The organism is Bradyrhizobium sp. HKCCYLS1011 (genome assembly GCF_051167795.1).
Lineage (GTDB): Bacteria > Pseudomonadota > Alphaproteobacteria > Rhizobiales > Xanthobacteraceae > Bradyrhizobium.
Map to the genome: position 1 here is coordinate 256,989 of NZ_JBNPTT010000002.1, position 20,559 is coordinate 277,547.

Consider the following 20,559-nt stretch of genomic DNA (forward strand, 5'->3'; position numbering starts at 1 on the left):
CGCAAACTGCAGGGTGGTTAAAGCGCACGCGTGCCCACCAGCTTGAGCGCGCCTGGAATGGTGGGCACGCGCCGCCTGACGGCGTCGCTTGGCCCACCCGACGGCTTCGCATCCATGGCTTCGCGACCCTCGACGAAAGGGCGTCGAGGACCTACTTGTCACCTGTGCCGCCCCGCGTCAAACCAGCCCTGACCGATGACGCCGCAGCGCTGTTGCCGGACCATTTCCTGAAATGGTTCGCATCGCGCGGCTGGGCGCCGCGCGCGCATCAGCTGGCGCTGTTGGAAAAGGCGCGCGAAAACCGTTCGGCGCTGCTGATCGCGCCGACCGGCGCCGGCAAGACCTTGGCGGGCTTTCTGCCGAGCCTGGTCGAGTTGGGTGGGCAGGGTCCGGCTGCCGATCCCCGATCAAGTCGGGGGCAGGCTCTCCCGCACAAAGGGGGAGATGTCAGGAGCACCGGCCGCAGCGTGGTTCGCAGCAGCGGCCTGCACACGCTCTACATCTCGCCGCTGAAAGCGCTTGCGGTCGACATCGCGCGCAACCTGCAGACTCCGATTGACGAGATGGGCCTGCCGATCAAGGTCGAGACCCGCACCGGCGATACGCCGGCCTCGCGCAAGCAGCGGCAGCGGCGCTACCCGCCGGACATTCTGCTGACGACACCCGAACAGATCGCGCTGCTGCTATCATCGGCAGACGCGCCCTATCTGTTTTCCTCGCTAAAGCGCGTCGTGCTCGATGAGCTGCACGCGCTGGTCACCTCGAAACGTGGCGATCTGCTCTCTCTCGATCTCGCCCGTTTGTGGCAGCTTGCGCCGCAGCTGCGCATGATCGGTCTATCGGCGACGGTCGCCGAGCCCGAGCAGCTGGCGCAATTCCTGGTGCCGCAGCCCGAAGGCAGGCGCGCAGCTGCTGATGTCGTCGTGGCCGGCGGCGCAGCGCAGCCGATCGTCCAGATGCTCGACACGCGCGAGCGGCTGCCCTGGGCCGGCCACACCGCGCGCCATGCGCTGGCTGAGATGTACGAGCTCATCAAGCAGAACAAGACCACGCTGATCTTCGTCAACACACGCAGCCAGGCCGAGATGCTGTTCCAGGATTTCTGGCGCATGAACGACGACAATCTCGCCATCGCGCTGCATCACGGCTCGCTCGACGTCGCACAGCGCCGCAAGGTCGAGGACGCGATGGCCGCCGGCAGACTGCGGGGCGTAGTCTGCACTTCCTCGCTCGATCTCGGCGTCGACTGGGGCGATGTCGATCTCGTCATCAATGTCGGCGCGCCGAAAGGTTGCTCGCGACTGATGCAGCGAATCGGCCGCGCCAATCATCGGCTCGACGAAGCGTCCCGCGCGGTGCTGGTGCCGGCCAATCGCTTCGAGGTGCTGGAATGCAGCGTCGCAATCGATGCCATCGCCGATAATGCGCAGGATACGCCGCCGCTGCGCACGGGTGCGCTCGACGTGTTGGCCCAGCATGTGCTTGGCTGCGCTTGCGCAGAGCCGTTTCTCTCCGACGATCTGTATTTGGAGGTGATCACGGCCGCGCCCTATGCAGCGCTGTCGCGCGAGGACTTCAACGACGTCCTCGATTTCGTGGCGACCGGGGGTTATGCGCTGAAAACCTATGAGCGCTTCGCGCGGATCAAGCAGGACGCGCAGGGCCGCTGGCGCGTCGCCAACCCAGCCGTGCGGCAGAGCTATCGACTCAATGTCGGCACTATCGTCGAAGAGGCGATGCTGAAGGTGCGGCTGGTGCGCTCGCGCGGCGGGGGCGCCGGCTCGACCGGCGCGATCGCACGCGGCGGCCGGCTGTTAGGGGAGATCGAGGAAGCCTTCATCGAGGGCCTCACGCTCGGCGACACCTTCGTGTTCAGCGGCGAGATCGTGCGCTACGAGGCGCTGGTCGAGGACCAGGTCTATGTCAGCCGCGCCAACGATAGTGATCCCAAGGTGCCGTCCTATATGGGCGGCAAGTTCCCGCTCTCGACTTATCTCGCTGATCGCGTGCGCGGGCTGCTCGACGACAGCGCGGCGTGGAAGGTGTTGCCGGAGCAGGTGCGCGACTGGCTGTCGCTGCAGAAGGATGTCTCGCGCGTGCCGGCGCGGCGCGAGCTGCTGGTCGAGACGTTTCCGCGCGGCAACAAGCATTACTTCGTCTGCTATCCATTCGAAGGGCGCCTTGCCCATCAGACGTTGGGCATGCTGCTGACGCGACGCCTGGAGCGCGCGCGGGCCCGGCCGCTCGGCTTCGTCGCCAATGAATATGCACTGGCGGTCTGGGGGCTCGGCGACATGTCGCAGATGGTCCGCGATGGCCGGCTCGATCTGGCGGCCTTGTTCGATCCGGACATGCTGGGCGACGACCTCGAAGCCTGGCTTGCCGAATCCGCGCTGATGAAGCGCACCTTCCGCTCCTGTGCGATCATCTCCGGCCTCATCGCTCGCCGTTCCACGAACGAGGAAAAGACCCGTCGCCAGGTGCTGTTCTCGGCCGACCTGGTCTATGACGTGCTGCGAAAGCACCAGCCGGATCACGTGCTGCTCCGCGCCGCGCGCGCCGACGCCGCGACCGGCCTACTCGATCTGCGCCGTCTTGGTGATATGCTCATGCGAATCCAAGGACGAATCACCCATCGGGAACTTGATCACGTCTCCCCGCTCGCGGTGCCGGTGATGCTGGAAATTGGCCGCGAGTCGGTCTATGGCGAGGCCGCCGACGAACTGCTTGCGGAAGCCGCCGACGAGCTGGTCAAGGAGGCAATGGGGTAGCGCGTTGCCGTTCGGCTGGTCCGCGGCAATGCGTTCCGCGGCGACAGACTGAAGGACACGGACTTGCGGGGCGCAACACTCACCACGTCATCGGGCGACCTTCACCTTGGTGATCAGTCCTTCGTGACCGATCTCTCCGGCGCGTTGTGGTGGGACGAGGAGCGGTTGCTCATCGTCTCCGACCTGCATCTGGAGAAAGGTTCGAGCTTCGCCGCCCGCGGCACCTTGCTGCCGCCGTTCGATACCGCCGCGACGCTCGGCCGGCTCGCCGCCGTGGTCGCGCGTTACAATCCCCGCCGCGTCATCGCGCTGGGCGACAGTTTTCATGATCGGGATGCGCATACGCGGTTATCGGGCGACGATCGGGCCTGCATCGCCAGCCTGCAGGTCGGCCGCGACTGGCTGTGGATTGCCGGAAATCACGATCCTGCGCCTGATAATGTCGGAGGCAGCGTCGCAAGCGAGATCGCAATTGGTGCGGTCGTATTCCGCCACGAGCCGACCGGCGCACGCGGCGAGATCGCCGGGCATTTGCATCCGAAGGCCCGTGTGGCAACGCGGGCGCGCACCGTGGAGCGGCGCTGCTTCGTCTCGGACGGCGAGCGCGCCATCATGCCGGCGTTCGGCGCCTATGCCGGCGGCTTGAGCGTGCGCGACGCGGCGTTCGCAAGGATCTTCCCGAAGCGATCCTTCATCGCCCATGTGCTGGGTGATACCAGGTTGCACAGCATCGCCGCGGCGAGGTGTTACTAGACCAGAAATTAGGGCGATCGTATGCGGCGCGAGCTTCGCTGCGCCCGCTCCCCCGCAAGCGGGAGAGGGAAGGGACTGCCCGTGTGGCTCAATGCTCGCGATCGTCGTCAATGGTCTACGCCGCCTTGGCTTGCGCCTTCTCGCAGAATTCGGCCAACCGATCCGCTAGCCGCAAGGTCGCGGGACTCGCATCGGGGGAGGCGATGAGCGCGAGCTCAGTGCGCTCGATCGGCGCGAAGCCTTCCTTCGTCGTCAGCACGCGGTGGTCCGATTGCACCGACATATCGCTGAGAATGCTCAAGCCGAGGCCGGCAGCGACTGCGGCCTGAATGCCGGCCAGACTCGAGGACGTGTAGGCCATGTGCCAGGCGCGGCCGACGCTTTCGAGCGCATGGATCGCGCGCCGGCGATAGAGGCAGCCGGGTGGGAAGCCGATCAACGGTAGCGACGGGCTGTCGAGGTCGACCGGGTGGCTCCTGCTGGTCACCCAATAGACCTCCTCCGGCCAAGCCGCGATCGCCGCCCTTTCGTCATCGGCGCTGCGCTTGAGCAGGGCGAGATCGAGATCGCCGCGCTCAAGGTCTCGCTTCAGATAGAGACTCTGGTCGGCGCGCACGTCGAGCCGCAGCGTGGGATGTGCGCGCGAAAACGACGCCAGCAGCTTGGCCAGGCGATAGGCGGCAAAATCCTCGGGGATGCCGAGCTTCACCGCGCCTTCAGGACCGGGCCGTCCGACCACGTCGCGGGCTTCCTCGGCCAGTGACAGCAGACGCCGCGCATAGGACAACAGCCGCTCGCCGGCTTCGGTCGGGGTGACATCCTTGCCGTTGCGATTGAGCAGGACCTGGCCGAGATCCTCCTCCAGCCGCTTGATCTGCTGGCTCACGGTCGATTGGGTGCGGTGGACGCGTTCGCCGGCGCGGGTGAAGCCGCCGGCTTCCACGACCGAGACGAAGCTGCGCAGGAGGTCCAGATCGAGCATAGCAGCCCTATTCGAAAATCCACTGACAGTCAGTTTATCATTTAATTTCCAAATGGGAAGGGTCGTCCCCTAGATGCAAGGGTGAAGGAGAACACCCATGTCTCTTGCCCCGTCGTCCCTCACGCCATCCCTTGCTCCATCCCTCGCCCCTTCGGTCTCCATGTCGCGCTCCGGATTGAATTATCTGCCGTTCGAAATCGGCCTGTTCTGCCTGCTCTGGAGCTTTGCCTTCGTCGCCGGCAAGATCGGCGTCACCTATTGCCCCCCGCTATTGTTGCTGGCCGCGCGGTTCTCGCTGGCAGGCATCTTGATTCTGGCAATCTCGGCGGTCCGCCGCGACGACTGGGCCATGTCCTGGCGGGATGCGCTGGTGTTCGCCGTGATCGGGATCGCCAACAACGCGCTCTATCTCGGCCTGGGCTACACCGGCCTGAAGACGGTCTCGGCCGGTCTCGGCGGCCTGATCGTTTCAGCGAACCCGGTGTTCACCGCCGTCTTCGCCGCGCTGCTGCTTGGAGAGGCGCTGACCCTGCGCAAGGTCGCAGGCCTCGCGCTCGGCATCGTCGGCGTCGCCATGATCGTCTGGCACCGGATGTCGGTCGGTACCGATCATCTCGAGGGCATCCTCTACACCCTGGCGGCACTCGCCTCGATCGTATCAGGCACCATCCTGTTCAAGCAGCTGGCGCCGAAAGGCAGCCTCTGGATCGGCAACGGCATCCAGAATCTCTCCGCCGGAATTGTGCTCTGGCCGTTTGCGTACGCGTTTTCCAGCGCCGATGCGATCACGCTGAACGCGCAGCTCATCGGAGCCTTCGCGTTCCTGGTGCTCGGCGGATCGATCCTCGCTTATGTGCTCTGGTTCCATCTCCTGAAAGTGTGTGGCGCGACCGCCGCCAGCGCCTATCACTTCCTGATGCCGCCGCTCGCGATGATCTTCGCCTTTTTCGTGCTCGGCGAGCACGTCGCGCTGCAGGATCTGTTCGGCGTGGTTCCTGTCGCGCTCGGCATCTACCTGGTGACGCGCACGCCGACGCCGTCTGTACAGGTCGCGGGAGCCAAGTCATGAGTCTTGCCATCACGCTGATTGGCGGTCCGACCGCTTTGATCGAGATTGACGGTTTCCGCCTGCTCACCGATCCGACCTTCGACCAGCCGGGCAGCTATCAGTTGCCGCATGTGACGCTGGAGAAGCTTGTCGGTCCGGCGCTCGGCGCTGACACGATCGGCGAGGTCGATGCAGTGCTGCTGAGTCATGATCAGCATTCGGACAATCTCGATCACGGTGGTCGCGATTTTCTCAAGCGTGCTCCCCGCGTGCTGACCACGGAGGCGGGTGCCAAGCGGCTCGGCGCCCACGCGGAAGGCCTGATGCCCTGGGTGACCACGCAGCTGACCAAGGCAGGAAAGACGCTCACGATCACGGCGACGCCGGCGCGGCATGGCCCGGCCGGGATCGAGCCGCTGTCGGGCGACGTCATCGGCTTCGTGCTGCAGCGGGGTGACGGCGCACCGGTCTATGTCAGCGGCGACACCGTGTTCTATGACGGGGTCGCCGAGGTCGCGCGCCGTTTCAGGGCCTCCGTGGTGCTGCCCTTCGCCGGCGCGGCGCAGACCCGCGGGCCGTTTCATCTGACCATGGATACCAACGATACGGTGGAGACGGCGCGCGTCTTTCCAGAAGCGCTGATCGTGCCCGTTCACACCGATGGCTGGGCGCATTTCCGCCAGAACGCGCAGGATCTGCGCAAGACCTTCGACGCGCTCGGCTTCGGCGCGCGGTTGAAGCTGTTGGAGCCGGGGGCAAGGACTGTGATCGAGGTGTAGTTCGGTCGTCATGCGCGCCCCTGGCGCGCACTTCCTCTCATTACGCGCGGCAGCTCAATCCCGCTTGAACACGATCGAGGCCATCCATCCCGTCATCAGCGCCATCAGCGTGGTGACGACGCCATAGACCAACCCATATTGTCGCGCGGCGCCCGCCACGAACTGCTCGAAGCCGATCTTGACGATCTCGAACGCGGTCTCGGTCTTGGTGACGAGGGCGCCGTCGGCGAACAGCTTGATCTCGACCTCATAGGTGCCGATCGGCACCGCCGCGGGCAACGGGATGCCGGTGCGGAACAAGGTCGGCGTCAGAAAGGTGACGGCGGAGGTATCCTCCCGATAAAGGCCGTGCTGCGACTGCAGCCGAACGAAGGCGCTGCGGAAGGCGTCGTTAGGCACCACGTCGGCATAGTCGGGACCGACGCGCTGGGTCAGCAGCACATTGTTGAGCCCGAGCTGCTGTCTGCGCTGCACCTCGGGCGAGGCGATCGCCTCGAACGGACGGTTGGCGAACAGCGCGAGATAACCCGGAACTTTGAGAAATTGCCGGGAGTCGGTGTTGATCCAGATGCCGAATCTGCGCTCCTTGCGCCGCGTCACCATGTCGGCCCGTGGGCCCATCACCGTCACCACGAGATCGTAGCTCGTCCGCGTCGTCGGCGCCTGCGCATCCCTTTCAACCGACCCGAACAGGACCAGCTCCTCGCCGGCATAGTTCGGCGTCACCGTGACGCGGTGGTTCGACACTGAAACGATCAGCCGCTCCGCATGGGTCGGGGTCGCGGCGGCGAGCGCCAGCGCCACGCCGGCGGCGAGCCAGGGGACATTCATTCGCTGATCCCCGTTGCGCGGATCGTGAACAGGTCCTCGGGCCGGATCACGAGCTCGACCGCAAAGCGGACCCCGACCGCGAGAATCAGAAGTCCGAGCAGCAGGCGCAATTGCTCGCCGCGGATCATCTGCCCGGCGCGGGCGCCGAACTGCGCCCCGGTGACGCCGCCGACCATCAGGATCAGCGCCAGCACGGCGTCGACCAGATGGTTGCTGATGGCGTGCAGCATGGTTGCGATCATCATGGTGGCAAGCGTGAGCACCATCGAGGTGCCTATCACGGTCGAGGTCGGCACGCGCAACAGATAGATCAGAAGCGGCACCAGGATGAAGCCGCCGCCGATCCCCATCACCGCGCCGAGGAAGCCGATAAAGATGCCGATACCGACCACGGGGACCACGGAGACGTAGATCTTGGAGCGCTTGAAGCGCATCTTCAGCGGCAGGCCGTGGATCCAGACATGGCTGCCCGGCCGACGCACCGTAACAACCTCGCCGCGGCGGGCGCGCAGCATCGCCCGCAGGCCTTCCCAGAACATCACGCCACCGACAGATGTCAGCAGCGCGACATAGGACAGCGCGATCATCAGGTCGAGCTGGCCGAGCGCGCGCAGCAGCGTGAAGGTGTAGACTCCGAGCGCCGTGCCGATCGCGCCGCCGATCAGCAGCACCGAGGCCAGCGACGGATCGATCGCGCGCCGACGCCAATAGGAGAGGGCGCCGGAGAACGACGATGCAGCGATATGACTGGACACCGAGGCGACGGCGACACCGGGCGTGATGCCGATGAAGATCAACAGCGGCGTCATCAGAAAGCCTCCGCCGATGCCGAACATACCGGAGACGAATCCAACCGCAGCGCCCATCGCGAGCAGCAGGAAGATGTTGACCGGAAGATCGGCGATCGGGAGATAGATCTGCACGCGCGTCGGCTCTTGCTCTTGACCTGAGGCTCTCGCGCGTGCGCGGCCGGGCCCGCTCACGGCGTGGTGGCTTGATCCTCCTTGATAGCCGAAATGCCGGTGCGGAGGGACCACAGAATCCGCCCTCGCGGCTCTTTTTGCCGCAGGATGTGGCATCTCTTTGCCGGTGATTCTGTGCCGGGTGATCGGGGATCAGCCCGGGCGCGGGCTGGCCGTCACGGCTTGGCGAGCGGCGTCGTGATGAGATTCATCGCCAGCGCCTCCTTCGGCGCGAGCCAGCGGATGTCCCGGGTCTCCGACATCGCTTCGACGACCTGCGAGGACACGCCCATCTTGGTCATGTAGCCCAGGATTGCGCCGGTCACGCGCTGGGTGTCGGCCACCGGATCGCGCCCCGGCACGCTGGTGGTGAAGCGGTGCACGCCCAGCGCCGAACCGTCGATGCCATAGCGCGGCGTGCCGCCGGCGAAGGCAAGGACGCAGGAACTGGCGCAATAGGCCGGTCCGATCCGGCCCGCGCCGTCGACTGCGCCCACCGCGGTCGCCAGCGCATGCGCATGGATGATCTCGCCCATGATCACGCCCTGGTCGAGATTGCCGCCGGGCGAGGACAGCAGGATCACGTCGCCGGGTTTGAGGTTGGCCTCGTCAAGGCGGTCGCGCAGCCAGTTTGCGGCGGCGGGACCGATCCGGCCGGAAATCGCGAGCGCGGTGCGCAACCGCCCGGAATGATCGATGTCGACATTGGAGATCAGCGCCGACGACAGGCTCGGCGAGACATACATGTCCTTCCAAAAGGACCAGGCCTCGGGTCTCGACAGGTCGCGGTAGGCGCGCACGCCGACGCTGGCCACCATGACGGCGAAGAAGATGATCGAGGCGAGACCTCGCCATCGGAATGCGGCGGAATAGCTGTTGCTGACCCGTCGCCGAGGCGGCGGCAACGGACCCGGCGCGGCCCGCGGCGGCGCCACCCAGGGGCCAGTCGGAGAGCTGCGAAAGCGCGGTCCATCCTGCTCTTGTGGGTCGGCCGACACGTCAGCGCACTCCGTGAGATCGCCGCGCGGTGTGGGCGCGGAGCGTCTTCTCTACACGGATATATGGCGCAGGACTATGACCGATGCCGAATGGGTGGAGTGGTTCGTGAGATGAAAGACCGTCAGCGCGCCGCTGTGGCCGTCGCCGTGGCCGCGCGCTTTGGGAGGGGAGCTTTCGTGCCAGGCTTCGTCGTTTGCACCGGTGCATCCCAGCCACCGGCAGGCGCCGGAACGTTGACGGCATCGTCCGGCTGCGGCTCGGCGGTGAAGGTCTGGATCGCGAGCTTCGCGGCCGCCAGCGACTGCGGATCGAGACGCTTGGCGACATCGTCGCGCTTGCGGGCCGCATCGGCATCGCCCTGCGCGGCCGCCAGGCAGAACCATTTGTAGGATTCGGCCAGGTTCTGCTCGACGCCGATGCCGCGGGCATAGAGGATGCCGAGATTGAACTGGCTGTCGGCGACGCCGCGCTCGGCAGCTTTCCGGAACCATTGCGAGGCGCTCTTGTAGTTCGCGCCCTTGCCGCCGCCATCGGCGTCCAGCACCGCGAGATTGTGCATGGCCTTGGCGTTGCCGCGCTCGGCCGCCATCACGTAATAGCGGCGTGCGATGTCGGCGTCCTTCTTCACCCCCAGGCCCTTCTCATAGAAGGTGCCGAGGCGGAAGATCGCCGGGATCAAGCCGGCCTGCGCTGCGCGGTCATACCATTTCGCGGCCTCGTCGAGGTTCGGCGCCGTACCCTTGCCTTCGGCAAAGCGCAGGGCGACCTCATAGGCCGCGGTCGGATCGCCTTTCAGCGCAGCATTGCGCAGCACCGGGCCGCCGATCGCGTCCGGCAGTCGCTCCGTCGGCGGCACCTGGATCATCCCGAGCCTCTGGCCGTTGGCCGCGGTCGGGATAGTGCCGGTGACGTCGGCTGCCGCGGCCGGAGCGGCCGCCGACTTGTCCTCGTCCGGCGGGATCGCCAGCATCGCAATCGTTTCGGCTTCGGTCGGCATCGAACGGTTGTAGGATTGTCGATCGATCGGCGTCGGCGACGTCAGCGACGGCGTCATCTGGTCCGGTGCGGCGGGCTTAGGCGGCGCGGCCGGCATCTGTGCTGACGGTGCCTCGTTCTGGCTCTGGCTTTCGATCGAGGGAGGTGGTGGCGGCGTGTTGCCGCTGTCGAGCAGCGACATCGCGAACTTGAAGGTTCCGAGCACGATCACGACCACGCTGGCGCCGACCAGCAGCGAGCGGATCTTGGCGCCGAGCGTGGAGACATCTTCGTCGGCATCCGTGCCGACAACGACCGACGGTTCCCTAATCGTTGCCGCGACCTTGCTCGTCTCCTTGGGCTTGTCCTTTTTCTTGGTCTTCTCTGCCGCGGCGGCCTTCTTGCTGTCGGCAGGCTGGGCGGCAGCCGCGGCCTGCGCTGCCCGCCGCGCAGCGGCGATGAAGCTCGAGGTCGAGACCGGTTCGCGCTTGCCGGCCGGAAGATCGCTGAGCGCGCTCTCCGAGGCCGCGATGCGTTCGGCTGGTGACGACCGCCCCGGCGGCCGCGTGCCCGGCTCCAGCGGATGATCCGGGGGCAGTTCCGGCACGGTGGCGGCAGGGCGCGCGGCCTGCAACGTATGCGGCTCGAGAATGTCGGCGATCGCTTTGGGTGGAATCGGCGGTGTCGGGCCCGAGGCGGGTGCTCCGGCCGCGTGGAAATCGCGCGGTGCCGCGGCGAATACGGCCTGGCTCGAAGCCTGATATGCGGCTTGATTCAGGCCGGGCGGGCTCGCCTGGGCCGCCGGGTTCGGCAGTTCGGGCCGGTAGGCTTCGGGTTTGCCGGCTTCTGGCCTGAGTGCATCGGCCTCGAGCTGCGGCGGCGCCATTTGCGGCTCGACCGGCGGTGCGAGCGGTGGCGGCGCTGGTTGCGCCGCGGCCGGACGCACATTGCGCAGGTCGCCTTCGATCATCGCGAGCCGATCGACGACGTGGCCGAGCGTGTTGTGAACCGTTTCCAGCGAATCCTGGGTATGGCGGCCGGTCTCGGTCTGGCTGAAGCGGATGTCGGAGAGCTCGCGCTTGACTAGGTCGATTAAGCCAGTGTCCCGCGCGGGTTCGCTGCGCTGCGAGCGCGCTTCGGCCAGAGCGGCGAACGTCGCCTGCTGCCGCTCGAGGTAGCGCAGGATGTCCTGCAGCCCATTCTCGACGCGCGACATGTTGCCGCCGCGCGGATCGTTGGCGGCTTCCAGGCGCTCCAGGAGATAGGAGATGCGCTGTTCGAGATGCGTAAAGGCCGATGCGCTGTCGTTGCCGACCTGCAGCCGGTCGATGCGATCGGACAATCCACGCAGCGCGTCTTCGATCTGCGCGGTGTTCTCGGCCGGCGCGGTCGCCCGCTCGCGGTTCTCGAGCGTCGAGGCCAGGGCCGCGATGCGTTGTTCGAGCGCCGCAAAGGAATCTCTGTTGTCGCGGACCTCGGTCAATTGATCGACCTTGGACGACAACAGCCGCAGATCTTCCGACAGCCGCTCCAGCGCGTCATTGGAGGCGATGTTGGCGACGATCGCGCGCAGGGCGGCGATCGCGCTTTCCAGCTGCTGCACCGTGGCGGGATCGTCATTGGTGCGCAGGATCAGATCGAGCTTGGCGCCGAGATTGTGGATCGCCTCGGCATAGCCGGTGAGATGCTCGGCCGGCGTGAGTGAGCGGACGACATCGCCGATATCGGTGAGCGTCCGCTCGATTCCCGCCAGCGCCTGGCTGTCGACGCCGCTCTGCCGGTTCTCGTCGATGCGGCGCGACAGCGAGCGGATTTCGTTCTCGATGGTCTCGATCGCCCGCCGCGGCATCGCCTCGGTGATGGCATGGCGAATTTCCGCGAGCTCGTTGCGGAAGGCCGCGATCGATTGCTCGATGCCATCATCGGGACGCTGCAGCGCCTCGATCTGGCTCGTGATCTTCATGAGCTGACGCTCGAGCGATGAATAGTCGGGCGCGGGTGCAGCCGGCGGCGTCATCACCGGGGCTGCTGCGGGGGCCATTACGGGCGCGATCGGCGGCGCCTGATGCTGTGGCAGCGGCTGCGGAGCCGGATTGTCCAGCTCGTTCTGGCGGGCCGTGATCTCGGCCACCGCGATGTCGAATGAAGCAGGGCTCAGTGGCGGCGCGTGGCGATACACCTGCGCAGCCGCGCGCTCGACGCCGTCCGGCCCTTGGTAATGCTCTTCGGTGGTCGGCTTGCGCAGCGGCGTCGAGATCTGCGACAGCCGTGCATCGAGCCGCGAGATCGCATCGTTAAGCTGGCGCGCGACGCCTTGCTCGTCGCGCAGATTGTCCTTGCGTGCGTTGGGGCGCGACATCTGCTCGATCTGGCGTGCGATCGAATCGAGCCGCTGATGAATGTCGGCGACCTCGCGGGTCTCACGCTCGCGCGTTTCGCGTGGAGCTATGGTGGTGCGCGAATCCTGCGGCCGACGAACATCCGGCGGGGCCGATGCGCCAAGCGTCGAGTTGATCCAGTCGTTGAGCGACATGCCGGCGCGTTGCGCCGCGGCCTCGGCCCTTTCACGGACCGACGGCTCGATGCCTTCACTACTCCACGATACGCGCGAATTCATGCTTTCGTCCGGTTCCGCTTCCGGCGCTCCACCAAGCGCCTCCAGCCTCCCCACGCGTCCCGGCGTCAAGATGATCGGAATCCACGAAGGTCGTCTGCTCCAGTTCCAGACATTTGACTTTTACGGTAAATAACGCGTTAAGCCGACGGCCCGGCCTCGCTAAAAGTTCGCAGCCGCACGCGGAAATGGCTCAACTTGCGTTGTCACTCGCGTCGGAAGCGAGCGACACTACGGTGCTCGCGCTCGATAGGCTCGACAGCGCCGTGATCGCTTCTTCGCACCATGTGGCCACCATCCGCTCGTGACGCAGTCCGAGCCGAAGGTTGAGAAGCTTGCCGAGGTCGCTTGGTGCGGCCGTGCCGTCCGGGAAGCGCTTCTTCAAGATGCGGTCGTAGCGGTCGGCGCGATCGCGATGGTGCTCCAGTCGCGCCATCAGGTCGGCGCGCAACGGCTCGATGTCGGTGGCGCCGAGCGCATAGAGCCGGACCAGGAGATCGTCCTTGGTCGAGGCCGGCGTGCTCGGCCGTGCGGCCCAGTGCCGGAAGGCGGCGCGGCCCTCGGGCGTGAGCGTATAGACCAGCTTGTTCGGTTTGCCGGTCTGCACCACCTCGCGGCCCTGGATGTAGCCGCGATCGCGCAGGCGCGACAGCTCGCGATAGATCTGCTGGTGGTCGGTCTTCCAGAAGAAGCCGATCGAGGAGTCGAATGTCTTGGCGAGCTCGTAGCCCGTCATCGGATGTTCGGTCAGGCAGGCGAGGATGGCGTCACCAAGGGCCATGGCGGGAAGCTGCTCCCTTTTTTCTGATTGCGTTCTGATCGCCTGCACGCTTGACATTATGCACACCTGCGCATATGCGTCAATGTGCATATGGAGGCGTTCTGGTTCGCAACGATGGAACCTGGAGGAGACGTCTGATGACAACGACCGGCCTTGCAAAATGGTACGGCTACATGAAGTCGCACGACACAGCAGCGCTGTGGGAGCTGTTGCATCCGGACGCGGTGTTCGAGAGCCCGGTCGTCCACACACCGCAGCGCGGCCGCGACATCACATTCAAGTACCTCTCGAGTGCCGAGAAAGTGTTGGGCGGGCCCGGCTTCAAATATGTCGGCGAATGGCGCAACGATGGAAGCGCCGTACTCGAATTCGAAAATGAGATCGAAGGTATCACGATCAACGGCGTCGACATCATCACCTTCGACGCCGATGATCGCATCACCCATTTCAAGGTGATGGTTCGCCCATTGAAGGCGATCAATTTGCTGCATCGCCTGATGGGCGAGCAGCTGCAGAAGACGTGATTGCACCATAGGACCACAATCGAAGCGCTGCGTTTCGGGCCTGAAGCCGCTACAGTCCGCGGCCAGCCGTTCGTGATCGTCGCGTCGAACTTCCAGATCCCCGCTTCAGCCCGCCTGCCGGAGAGATAAAGATGCCGATCTACAAAGCCCCCGTCGAAGATGTGAGTTTCCTGCTCAACGACGTTTTCCAGATTGACCGCTACGACAATCTGCCCGGCTTCTCCGACGCCTCGGCCGACGTCCGGGATGCGATCATCGGTGAGGCCGCCAAGCTCGCCGAGGAGGTGCTGCAGCCGCTGAACCGCACCGGCGACCTCGAAGGCTGCAAGCGCCATGACGATGCCAGCGTCACCACGCCGAAGGGCTTCAAGGAAGCCTTCAAACAGGTCGCCGAAGGCGGCTGGCTCGGCCTGTCGGTGCCGTCGGAATATGGCGGACAGGGCCTGCCGGTGACTTTGAGCCAGGCGGTGAATGAATTCCAATGCTCCGCCAACATGGCGTTCGCGATGTATGGCGGCCTCACCATGGGCGCGACCGCAGCCTTGCTCGTGCACGGCAATGAGGAGCAGAAGAAGACCTACGTGCCGAAGATGGTGGCCGGCGAATGGACCGGCACCATGAACCTGACCGAGCCGCATTGCGGCACCGATCTCGGCCTGCTGCGCACCAAGGCGGTGCGCCAGGCCGACGGCAGCTTCAAGATCACCGGCACCAAAATCTTCATCTCGGCCGGCGAGCATGATCTGACTGACAATATCATCCATCTCGTGCTCGCCCGCATCGAGGGCGCGCCCGCCGGCATCAAGGGCGTGTCGCTGTTCGTGGTGCCGAAATTCCTCGTCAATGCCGACGGGTCGCTCGGCGCGCGCAACGGCGTCAGCTGCGGCTCGATCGAGCACAAGATGGGCATCCACGGCAACTCCACCTGCGTGATGAACTACGACAACGCCACCGGCTGGCTGATTGGCGAAGAGAACAAGGGCATGCAGGGCATGTTCGTGATGATGAACGAGGCCCGGCTCGGCGTCGCCGTGCAGGGCCTCGCGCAATCGGAGGTCGCCTATCAGAACGCCGCCGCTTATGCGCGCGAGCGCATCCAGGGCCGCGCGCTCACGGGTGCGAAGGCGGCGGACAAGCCGGCTGACCCGATCATCGTGCATCCGGACGTGCGGCGCACGCTGCTGACCATCCGCGCCTTCAACGAAGCTGCGCGCGCGATGGTGATCTGGACCTCGCTGAAGAGCGACGTCGCGCACCGTTCGCAGGATCCGAAGGACCGGCAGGCCGCTGACGACCACATGGGCCTGATGACCCCGGTGATGAAGGGCTACATGACCGACATGGGCTTTGCCAATGCGGTGCAGGCGCAGCAGATGTATGGCGGCCACGGCTACATCGCCGAGCACGGCATGGAGCAGTTCGTGCGCGACGCCCGCATCGCGATGATCTACGAGGGTGCCAACGGTATTCAGGCGCTGGACCTGGTCGGCCGCAAGCTGCCGCGCGACGGCGGCCGCGCCGTGATGGCGTTCTTCGCCGAGGTCGGCGCCTTCGCGAAGGAGCATGGCGGCAACGAAGCGATGAAGCCGTTTGTCACGCCGCTGTCGATGGCGCTCGGCCATCTGCAGCAGGCGACCACCTGGCTGATGCAGAATGCGATGACCAAGCCGGACAATGCCGGCGCCGCCGCCACCGACTATCTGCATCTCTTCGGCCTCGTCACCTTCGCCTATATGTGGGCGAAGATGACCAAGGTCGCGCAGGACAAGATTGCGGCTTCGGGCAGCACCTCATATCTGTCCACCAAGCTCACCACGGGACGTTTCTTCATGGAGCGCGTGCTGCCGGAGACGGCGGCGCATCTGGCGCGGATCCAGTCCGGCTGCGCCACCGTGATGGAACTGCCGGCGGAGGCATTCTGACACGCGTGATGGGCCGGTCGTTCACGGCATGCGCCGGCCCTCGCAAAGTCTGCTAGAGATGACAATCATCATAATATCAGGAGGGCGTGATGCCTGAGGCATATATTTACGACCACGTTCGAACCCCGCGCGGTCGCGGCAAGCCGGACGGCGCGCTGCATGAGGTGACGGCGCTGGCGCTCGCCACTGTGCCCTTGAAGGCGCTGAAGGACCGCAACAATCTGCCGGAGGATTCCGTCGACGACGTCGTGCTCGGCGTGGTCGATCCCGTCGGCGAGGCCGGCTCCGACATCGCGCGCTTCGCGGCGTTGAACGCGGGTCTCGGCGAAGCCGTGCCGGGCGTGCAGATCAGCCGCTTCTGCGCCTCCGGCCTTGACGCCGTCAACTTCGCCGCCGCGCAGATCATGAGCGGGCAGCATGAGCTCGCGATCGGCGGCGGTGCCGAATCGATGAGTCGCGTCGGCATCGGCGCCTCCGGCGGCGCCTGGCCGGTGGATCCCTCGATTGCGGTGCCGGCTTATTTCATGCCGCAGGGCGTTTCGGCCGACCTGATCGCGACCAAATACGGCTTCTCGCGCGACGATGTCGATGCCTATGCCGTGCAGAGCCAGCAGCGCGCGGCCAAGGCCTGGGACGAGGGCCGCTTCGACAAGTCCGTCGTGCCGGTGAAGGACATCAATGGGCTGACCATCCTCGCCAAGGACGAGCACATGCGCCCGTCGACGACGATGCAGTCGCTGGCGCAGCTGCAGCCGTCGTTCGTGCAGATGGCGCAGATGGGCGGCTTCGATGCGGTCGCGATCCAGTCGCATCCGGAGATCGAGCGCGTCAACTACGTGCATCACGCCGGCAACTCCTCGGGCATCGTTGACGGTGCCGGTGCGGTGCTGCTCGGCAGCAAGGAGGCCGGTGCGAAGTACGGCCTCAAGGCTCGTGCGAAAATCCGCGCCTTCGCCAATATCGGCTCGGAGCCGGCGATGATGCTGACCGGCCCGGTCGACGTCACCAACAAGCTGTTCGAGCGCTCCGGCATGACCAAGTCGGACATCGACTTGTTCGAGCTCAACGAGGCGTTTGCGTCGGTCGTGCTGCGCTACATCCAGGCGTTCGAGATCGACAATTCGAAGATCAACGTCAACGGCGGCGCGATTGCGCTCGGCCATCCGCTCGGTGCCACCGGCGCGATGATCTTAGGGACAGTTCTCGACGAGTTGGAGCGTACCGGCAAGGCGACCGCGCTGGTCACGCTGTGCATCGGCGGCGGCATGGGCACCGCGACCATCATCGAGCGGGTGTAACTGCTGTAGGGTGGGTTAGCCGAAGGCGTAACCCACCATGTTACGGGAAGTGGTGGGTTACGCTTCGCTAACCCACCCTACGATCGCAAGACTATCGCCGCGCCGAACGGCCGCTGGCATCGAGGGAGCACCAAAATGGCCTTCAAGAACTTCAAGATCGAAACCGACGCCGACGGCATTGCGCTCGTCACCTGGGACATTCCCGGACGTTCGATGAACGTGCTGGACGAGACCTCGGCGATCGAGCTTGAGACCATCGTCAAGGAGACGACCGCGGATGCCGCCATCAAGGGCGTCGTCATCACCTCGGCGAAGGAGGCGTTCTGCGCCGGCGCTGATCTCTCCATGCTCGAGGGCATGAACCGCGCCTATGTCGATCTGCTCAAGACCAAGGGCGAGGAAGCGGCCAACCAGATGCTGTTCGACAACAGCCGCCGTTTCTCGCTGATCTATCGCGCGATGGAAACCAGCGGAAAGCCGTGGGTGGCCGCGATCAACGGCCTGGCGCTCGGCGGCGGCTTTGAGCTGACACTCGCCTGCCATTATCGTGTGGCGGCCGAGAACCCCAAGACCCGGCTCGGCCTGCCCGAGATCAAGGTCGGCCTGTTCCCGGGCGCTGGCGGCACCCAGCGCGTGCCGCGCATCGTGCAGCCGCAGGATGCGATGAACATGCTGCTGAAAGGCGAGGCCCTCACCCTCGACAAGGCCAAGGCGCTTAAGCTTGTCGATGCGATCGTGCCGGCCGCCGACCTGATCAAGGCCGCGAAGGACTGGATCAAGGGCGGCGGCAAGGCCGTCCAGCCCTGGGACGAGAAGGGCTTCAAGCTGCCCGGCGGTCCCGTGTTCTCGAAGGCCGGCATGATGATGTTCCCGGCCGGCAACGCCATCTATCGCCGCGAGACCTACGACAATTATCCGGCCGCGCGCGCCATCATGAGCTGCGTCTATGAGGGCCTGCAGCTGCCGATCGACGCGGCGCTGCGCGTCGAGTCGCGCTATTTCGCTCACATCCTGCGCTCGAAGGAGGCCGCGGCGATGATCCGCAGCCTGTTCCTGTCGATGCAGGAATTGAACAAGGGCGCGCGCCGTCCCGCCAATGTGCCGCCGACCAAGGTCAAGAAGCTCGCCGTGATCGGCGCCGGCTTCATGGGCGCGAGCGTCGGCTACGTCTCGGCCCGCGCCGGCCTCGACGTGGTGCTGATCGACCGCGACCAGGAGAGCGCCGACAAGGGCAAGGCACACGCGAAGGGCGTCATTGACGAACTCGTCAAGAAGGGCCGCGCCAAGCCCGGCGAGGCCGAGGCGATCCTGTCGCGCATCACCGCGACGGCCGACTACAACGCGCTGAAGGATTGCGACCTCGTCATCGAGGCCGTGTTCGAGGACCGCAAGGTCAAGGCGGAAACCTATGCCAAGGCGCAGCCGCTGCTGAAGGAGGGCGCGATCTTCGCCTCCAACACCTCGACCCTGCCGATCAATTCGCTGGCCGAGGAGTTCAAGGACCAGGGCCGTTTTATCGGCATCCATTTCTTCTCGCCGGTCGAAAAGATGATGCTGGTCGAGATCATCATGGGCAAGACCACCGGCGACGTCGCGCTCGCCACCGCGCTCGACTATGTCCGCACCATCGGCAAGACGCCGATCGTCGTGAACGACTCTCGCGGCTTCTTCGCCAACCGCTGCGTGATGCGCTACATCGCCGAAGGCAACGAGATGTTCCTGGAAGGCGTGCCGCCGGCGATGATCGAGAACGCGGCCAAGATGGCCGGCATGCCGGTCGGCCCCTTGTCGCTGTCGGACGAGGTCGCCCTCGACCTCGGCCTGAAGATCATGAAGGCGACCGAGCATGATCTCGGCGCCAACGCGATCAACCAGGATCACAAGAAGCTGATGGTCGAGCTGGTCGAGAAGCAGGGACGCCTGGGCCGCAAGAACGCCAAGGGCTTCTACGACTATCCGGAGAAGGGCAAGGGCCAGAAGAGCCTGTGGCCCGATCTTCCGAAGCTGCAGCCCAAGCATCTCGACCCTGACATGCTCGATGTCGAGGAGCTGAAGCAGCGCTTCCTGGTGGTGCAGGCGGTAGAGGCCGCGCGCACCGTCGAGGATCACGTCATCACCGACGTGCGCGAGGCCGATGTCGGCTCGATCCTAGGGTTCGGGTTCGCGCCGTTCACCGGCGGCACGCTGTCCTATATCGACTTCATGGGAACGAAGCAGTTCGTGGAGCTGTGCCACAAGTTCACCGCCAAATACGGCCCGCGCTTCGCGCCGCCGAAGCTCCTGGAGGAAATGGCGGCCAAGGGCGAGACCTTCTACGGCCGCTTCCCGCCGAAGAAGGCCGCGGCTTAGGTTGACTGTCGTCCCGGGCAAGCTCGGCAACGCGGCAGCGTTGCCGAGCGTAGACCCCGGGACCCGTACTCCGCAGCGGTCGTTTAATGTAACGAAAGACGTCGCAGCGATCGCGCGCCCCAACTGAACCCTGTGGTTATGGGTCCCCGCTTTCGCGGGGATGACACCGGGGGGCGTTGAGACAGCGTGCCTAAAGATCTCTCCGACGTAAGAAGGGGAGCTCTCACCCCGCCTTCAGCAGGCCTTCCTTCGCCAGCGCTTCCTGCACGTTGGGCCGGGCGGCGACACGGGCCTTGTAGGCGGTCAGATTGGGCAGGCTGGACAGGTCGAACTGCATCCGCTCCGCCCAGGCCAGCATTGTGAACAGATAGCCGTCGGCGACGGTGAAGTCCTTGCCCATCAGATAGTCGCCGCCGGCCAGCTGGCTGTCGACGTACTTGAACTTGCCCATCAGCCGGTCCTTGAAGAACCCCTTGACCTCGTCGGAAAAAGCCGGCTGGAACAGCGGGCTGAAATTCTTGTGCAGCTCGGAGGTAATGAAGTTCAGCCATTCCAAGAGCTTGTAGCGCTCGGCGCTGCCCGGTGCGGGGGCGAGCGCCTTGTCCGCGGCGCGGTCCGCGATGGTCTGCACGATTACCGGCCCCTCGGTGACCAGCTCGCCGCCATCGAGCGCCAGTGCCGGCACTTGGCCTTTCGGATTGACCTTCCAATAATCGTCGCCATTTTCCAGTTTCTTGGCCCGGAGATCGACCTTGACCAGCTCGTAGGGAAGGCCCGCCTCGAGCAGGGCGATGTGGGGCGAGAGCGAGCAGGCGCCTGGGGAGTAGTACAGTTTCATCGCAATTCCTCCGTCAGAACCGTCGTTTAGGATTTGGGTTGATAAACGAGGTGACGGAATTAAATGCAGATGCATGGAATAGTCAAGATTGATGCAGCTGCATTCAGTAGAGTAAAGTACTGTCGACGAGGAT

The 20,559-nt window shown here is 65.3% G+C and carries 15 protein-coding genes; 8 read left to right on the top strand and 7 right to left on the bottom strand.

Going from position 1 to position 20,559, the window contains the following annotated elements:
* Positions 1-155 precede the first annotated feature (155 nt).
* Both ACQR1W_RS05795 and pdeM read left to right on the top strand, forming a co-directional pair.
* Positions 156-2,771, top strand: a complete 2,616-nt coding sequence (locus tag ACQR1W_RS05795; protein ID WP_434849906.1) for a ligase-associated DNA damage response DEXH box helicase — start codon at positions 156-158, stop codon at positions 2,769-2,771.
* Between the two features lie 63 nt (positions 2,772-2,834).
* On the top strand, positions 2,835-3,524 hold the full coding sequence (gene pdeM, locus ACQR1W_RS05800) for a ligase-associated DNA damage response endonuclease PdeM (RefSeq protein WP_008970003.1): 690 nt from the start codon (positions 2,835-2,837) through the stop codon (positions 3,522-3,524).
* Between the two features lie 115 nt (positions 3,525-3,639).
* Here the strand turns inward: pdeM and ACQR1W_RS05805 are convergent, their stop codons facing one another.
* Entirely contained in the window at positions 3,640-4,506 is an 867-nt protein-coding gene (locus ACQR1W_RS05805) for a LysR family transcriptional regulator (RefSeq protein ID WP_008970002.1), read from the bottom strand.
* 160 nt (positions 4,507-4,666) lie between these two features.
* Between ACQR1W_RS05805 and ACQR1W_RS05810 the strand changes: the two genes are divergently transcribed.
* Both ACQR1W_RS05810 and ACQR1W_RS05815 read left to right on the top strand, forming a co-directional pair.
* Entirely contained in the window at positions 4,667-5,575 is a 909-nt protein-coding gene (locus ACQR1W_RS05810) for a DMT family transporter (protein ID WP_434850436.1), read from the top strand.
* Positions 5,572-6,333, top strand: a complete 762-nt coding sequence (locus tag ACQR1W_RS05815) for an MBL fold metallo-hydrolase (RefSeq protein WP_434849907.1) — start codon at positions 5,572-5,574, stop codon at positions 6,331-6,333. Before ACQR1W_RS05810 ends, ACQR1W_RS05815 begins: the two co-directional genes overlap by 4 nt.
* Positions 6,334-6,387: 54 nt before the next feature.
* On the opposite strand, the gene ACQR1W_RS05820 is transcribed toward ACQR1W_RS05815, so the two are convergent.
* From ACQR1W_RS05820 to ACQR1W_RS05840, 5 genes are all read right to left on the bottom strand, one after another.
* Positions 6,388-7,164: a TIGR02186 family protein gene (locus ACQR1W_RS05820; protein ID WP_434849908.1), complete on the bottom strand. Its 777-nt coding sequence runs from the start codon at positions 7,162-7,164 to the stop codon at positions 6,388-6,390.
* Positions 7,161-8,087 carry a sulfite exporter TauE/SafE family protein gene (locus ACQR1W_RS05825; RefSeq protein ID WP_434849909.1) on the bottom strand — a complete coding sequence of 309 codons (927 nt, stop codon included), beginning with the start codon at positions 8,085-8,087 and terminating at the stop codon, positions 7,161-7,163. Before ACQR1W_RS05825 ends, ACQR1W_RS05820 begins: the two co-directional genes overlap by 4 nt.
* Before the next feature lie 215 nt (positions 8,088-8,302).
* Positions 8,303-9,124 carry a hypothetical protein gene (locus ACQR1W_RS05830; protein WP_434849910.1) on the bottom strand — a complete coding sequence of 274 codons (822 nt, stop codon included), beginning with the start codon at positions 9,122-9,124 and terminating at the stop codon, positions 8,303-8,305.
* Between the two features lie 122 nt (positions 9,125-9,246).
* Positions 9,247-12,717 (bottom strand): hypothetical protein, encoded by a 3,471-nt coding sequence (locus ACQR1W_RS05835; RefSeq protein ID WP_434849911.1) that lies wholly within the window; start codon positions 12,715-12,717, stop codon positions 9,247-9,249.
* A gap of 190 nt (positions 12,718-12,907) precedes the next feature.
* A complete protein-coding gene (locus tag ACQR1W_RS05840) occupies positions 12,908-13,495 on the bottom strand; it encodes a PadR family transcriptional regulator (RefSeq protein ID WP_434849912.1) in 588 nt (195 codons plus the stop codon).
* Positions 13,496-13,632: 137 nt separating this feature from the next.
* On the opposite strand from ACQR1W_RS05840, the gene ACQR1W_RS05845 reads away from it, so the two are divergent.
* From ACQR1W_RS05845 to ACQR1W_RS05860, 4 genes are all read left to right on the top strand, one after another.
* Complete coding sequence (locus ACQR1W_RS05845; protein ID WP_434849913.1) at positions 13,633-14,019, top strand: nuclear transport factor 2 family protein; 387 nt, start codon at positions 13,633-13,635, stop codon at positions 14,017-14,019.
* A 131-nt stretch (positions 14,020-14,150) separates the two neighbouring features.
* On the top strand, positions 14,151-15,941 hold the full coding sequence (locus tag ACQR1W_RS05850) for an acyl-CoA dehydrogenase C-terminal domain-containing protein (RefSeq protein WP_434849914.1): 1,791 nt from the start codon (positions 14,151-14,153) through the stop codon (positions 15,939-15,941).
* 89 nt (positions 15,942-16,030) lie between these two features.
* Positions 16,031-17,239, top strand: a complete 1,209-nt coding sequence (locus ACQR1W_RS05855; RefSeq protein WP_434849915.1) for an acetyl-CoA C-acetyltransferase — start codon at positions 16,031-16,033, stop codon at positions 17,237-17,239.
* Between the two features lie 135 nt (positions 17,240-17,374).
* Positions 17,375-19,588, top strand: coding sequence for an FAD-dependent oxidoreductase (locus tag ACQR1W_RS05860; protein WP_434849916.1), 2,214 nt, complete (start codon positions 17,375-17,377; stop codon positions 19,586-19,588).
* Between the two features lie 223 nt (positions 19,589-19,811).
* Here ACQR1W_RS05860 and gstA read toward each other — a convergent pair whose 3' ends face one another.
* Complete coding sequence (gstA, locus tag ACQR1W_RS05865; RefSeq protein WP_434849917.1) at positions 19,812-20,426, bottom strand: glutathione transferase GstA; 615 nt, start codon at positions 20,424-20,426, stop codon at positions 19,812-19,814.
* Positions 20,427-20,559: the final 133 nt, after the last annotated feature.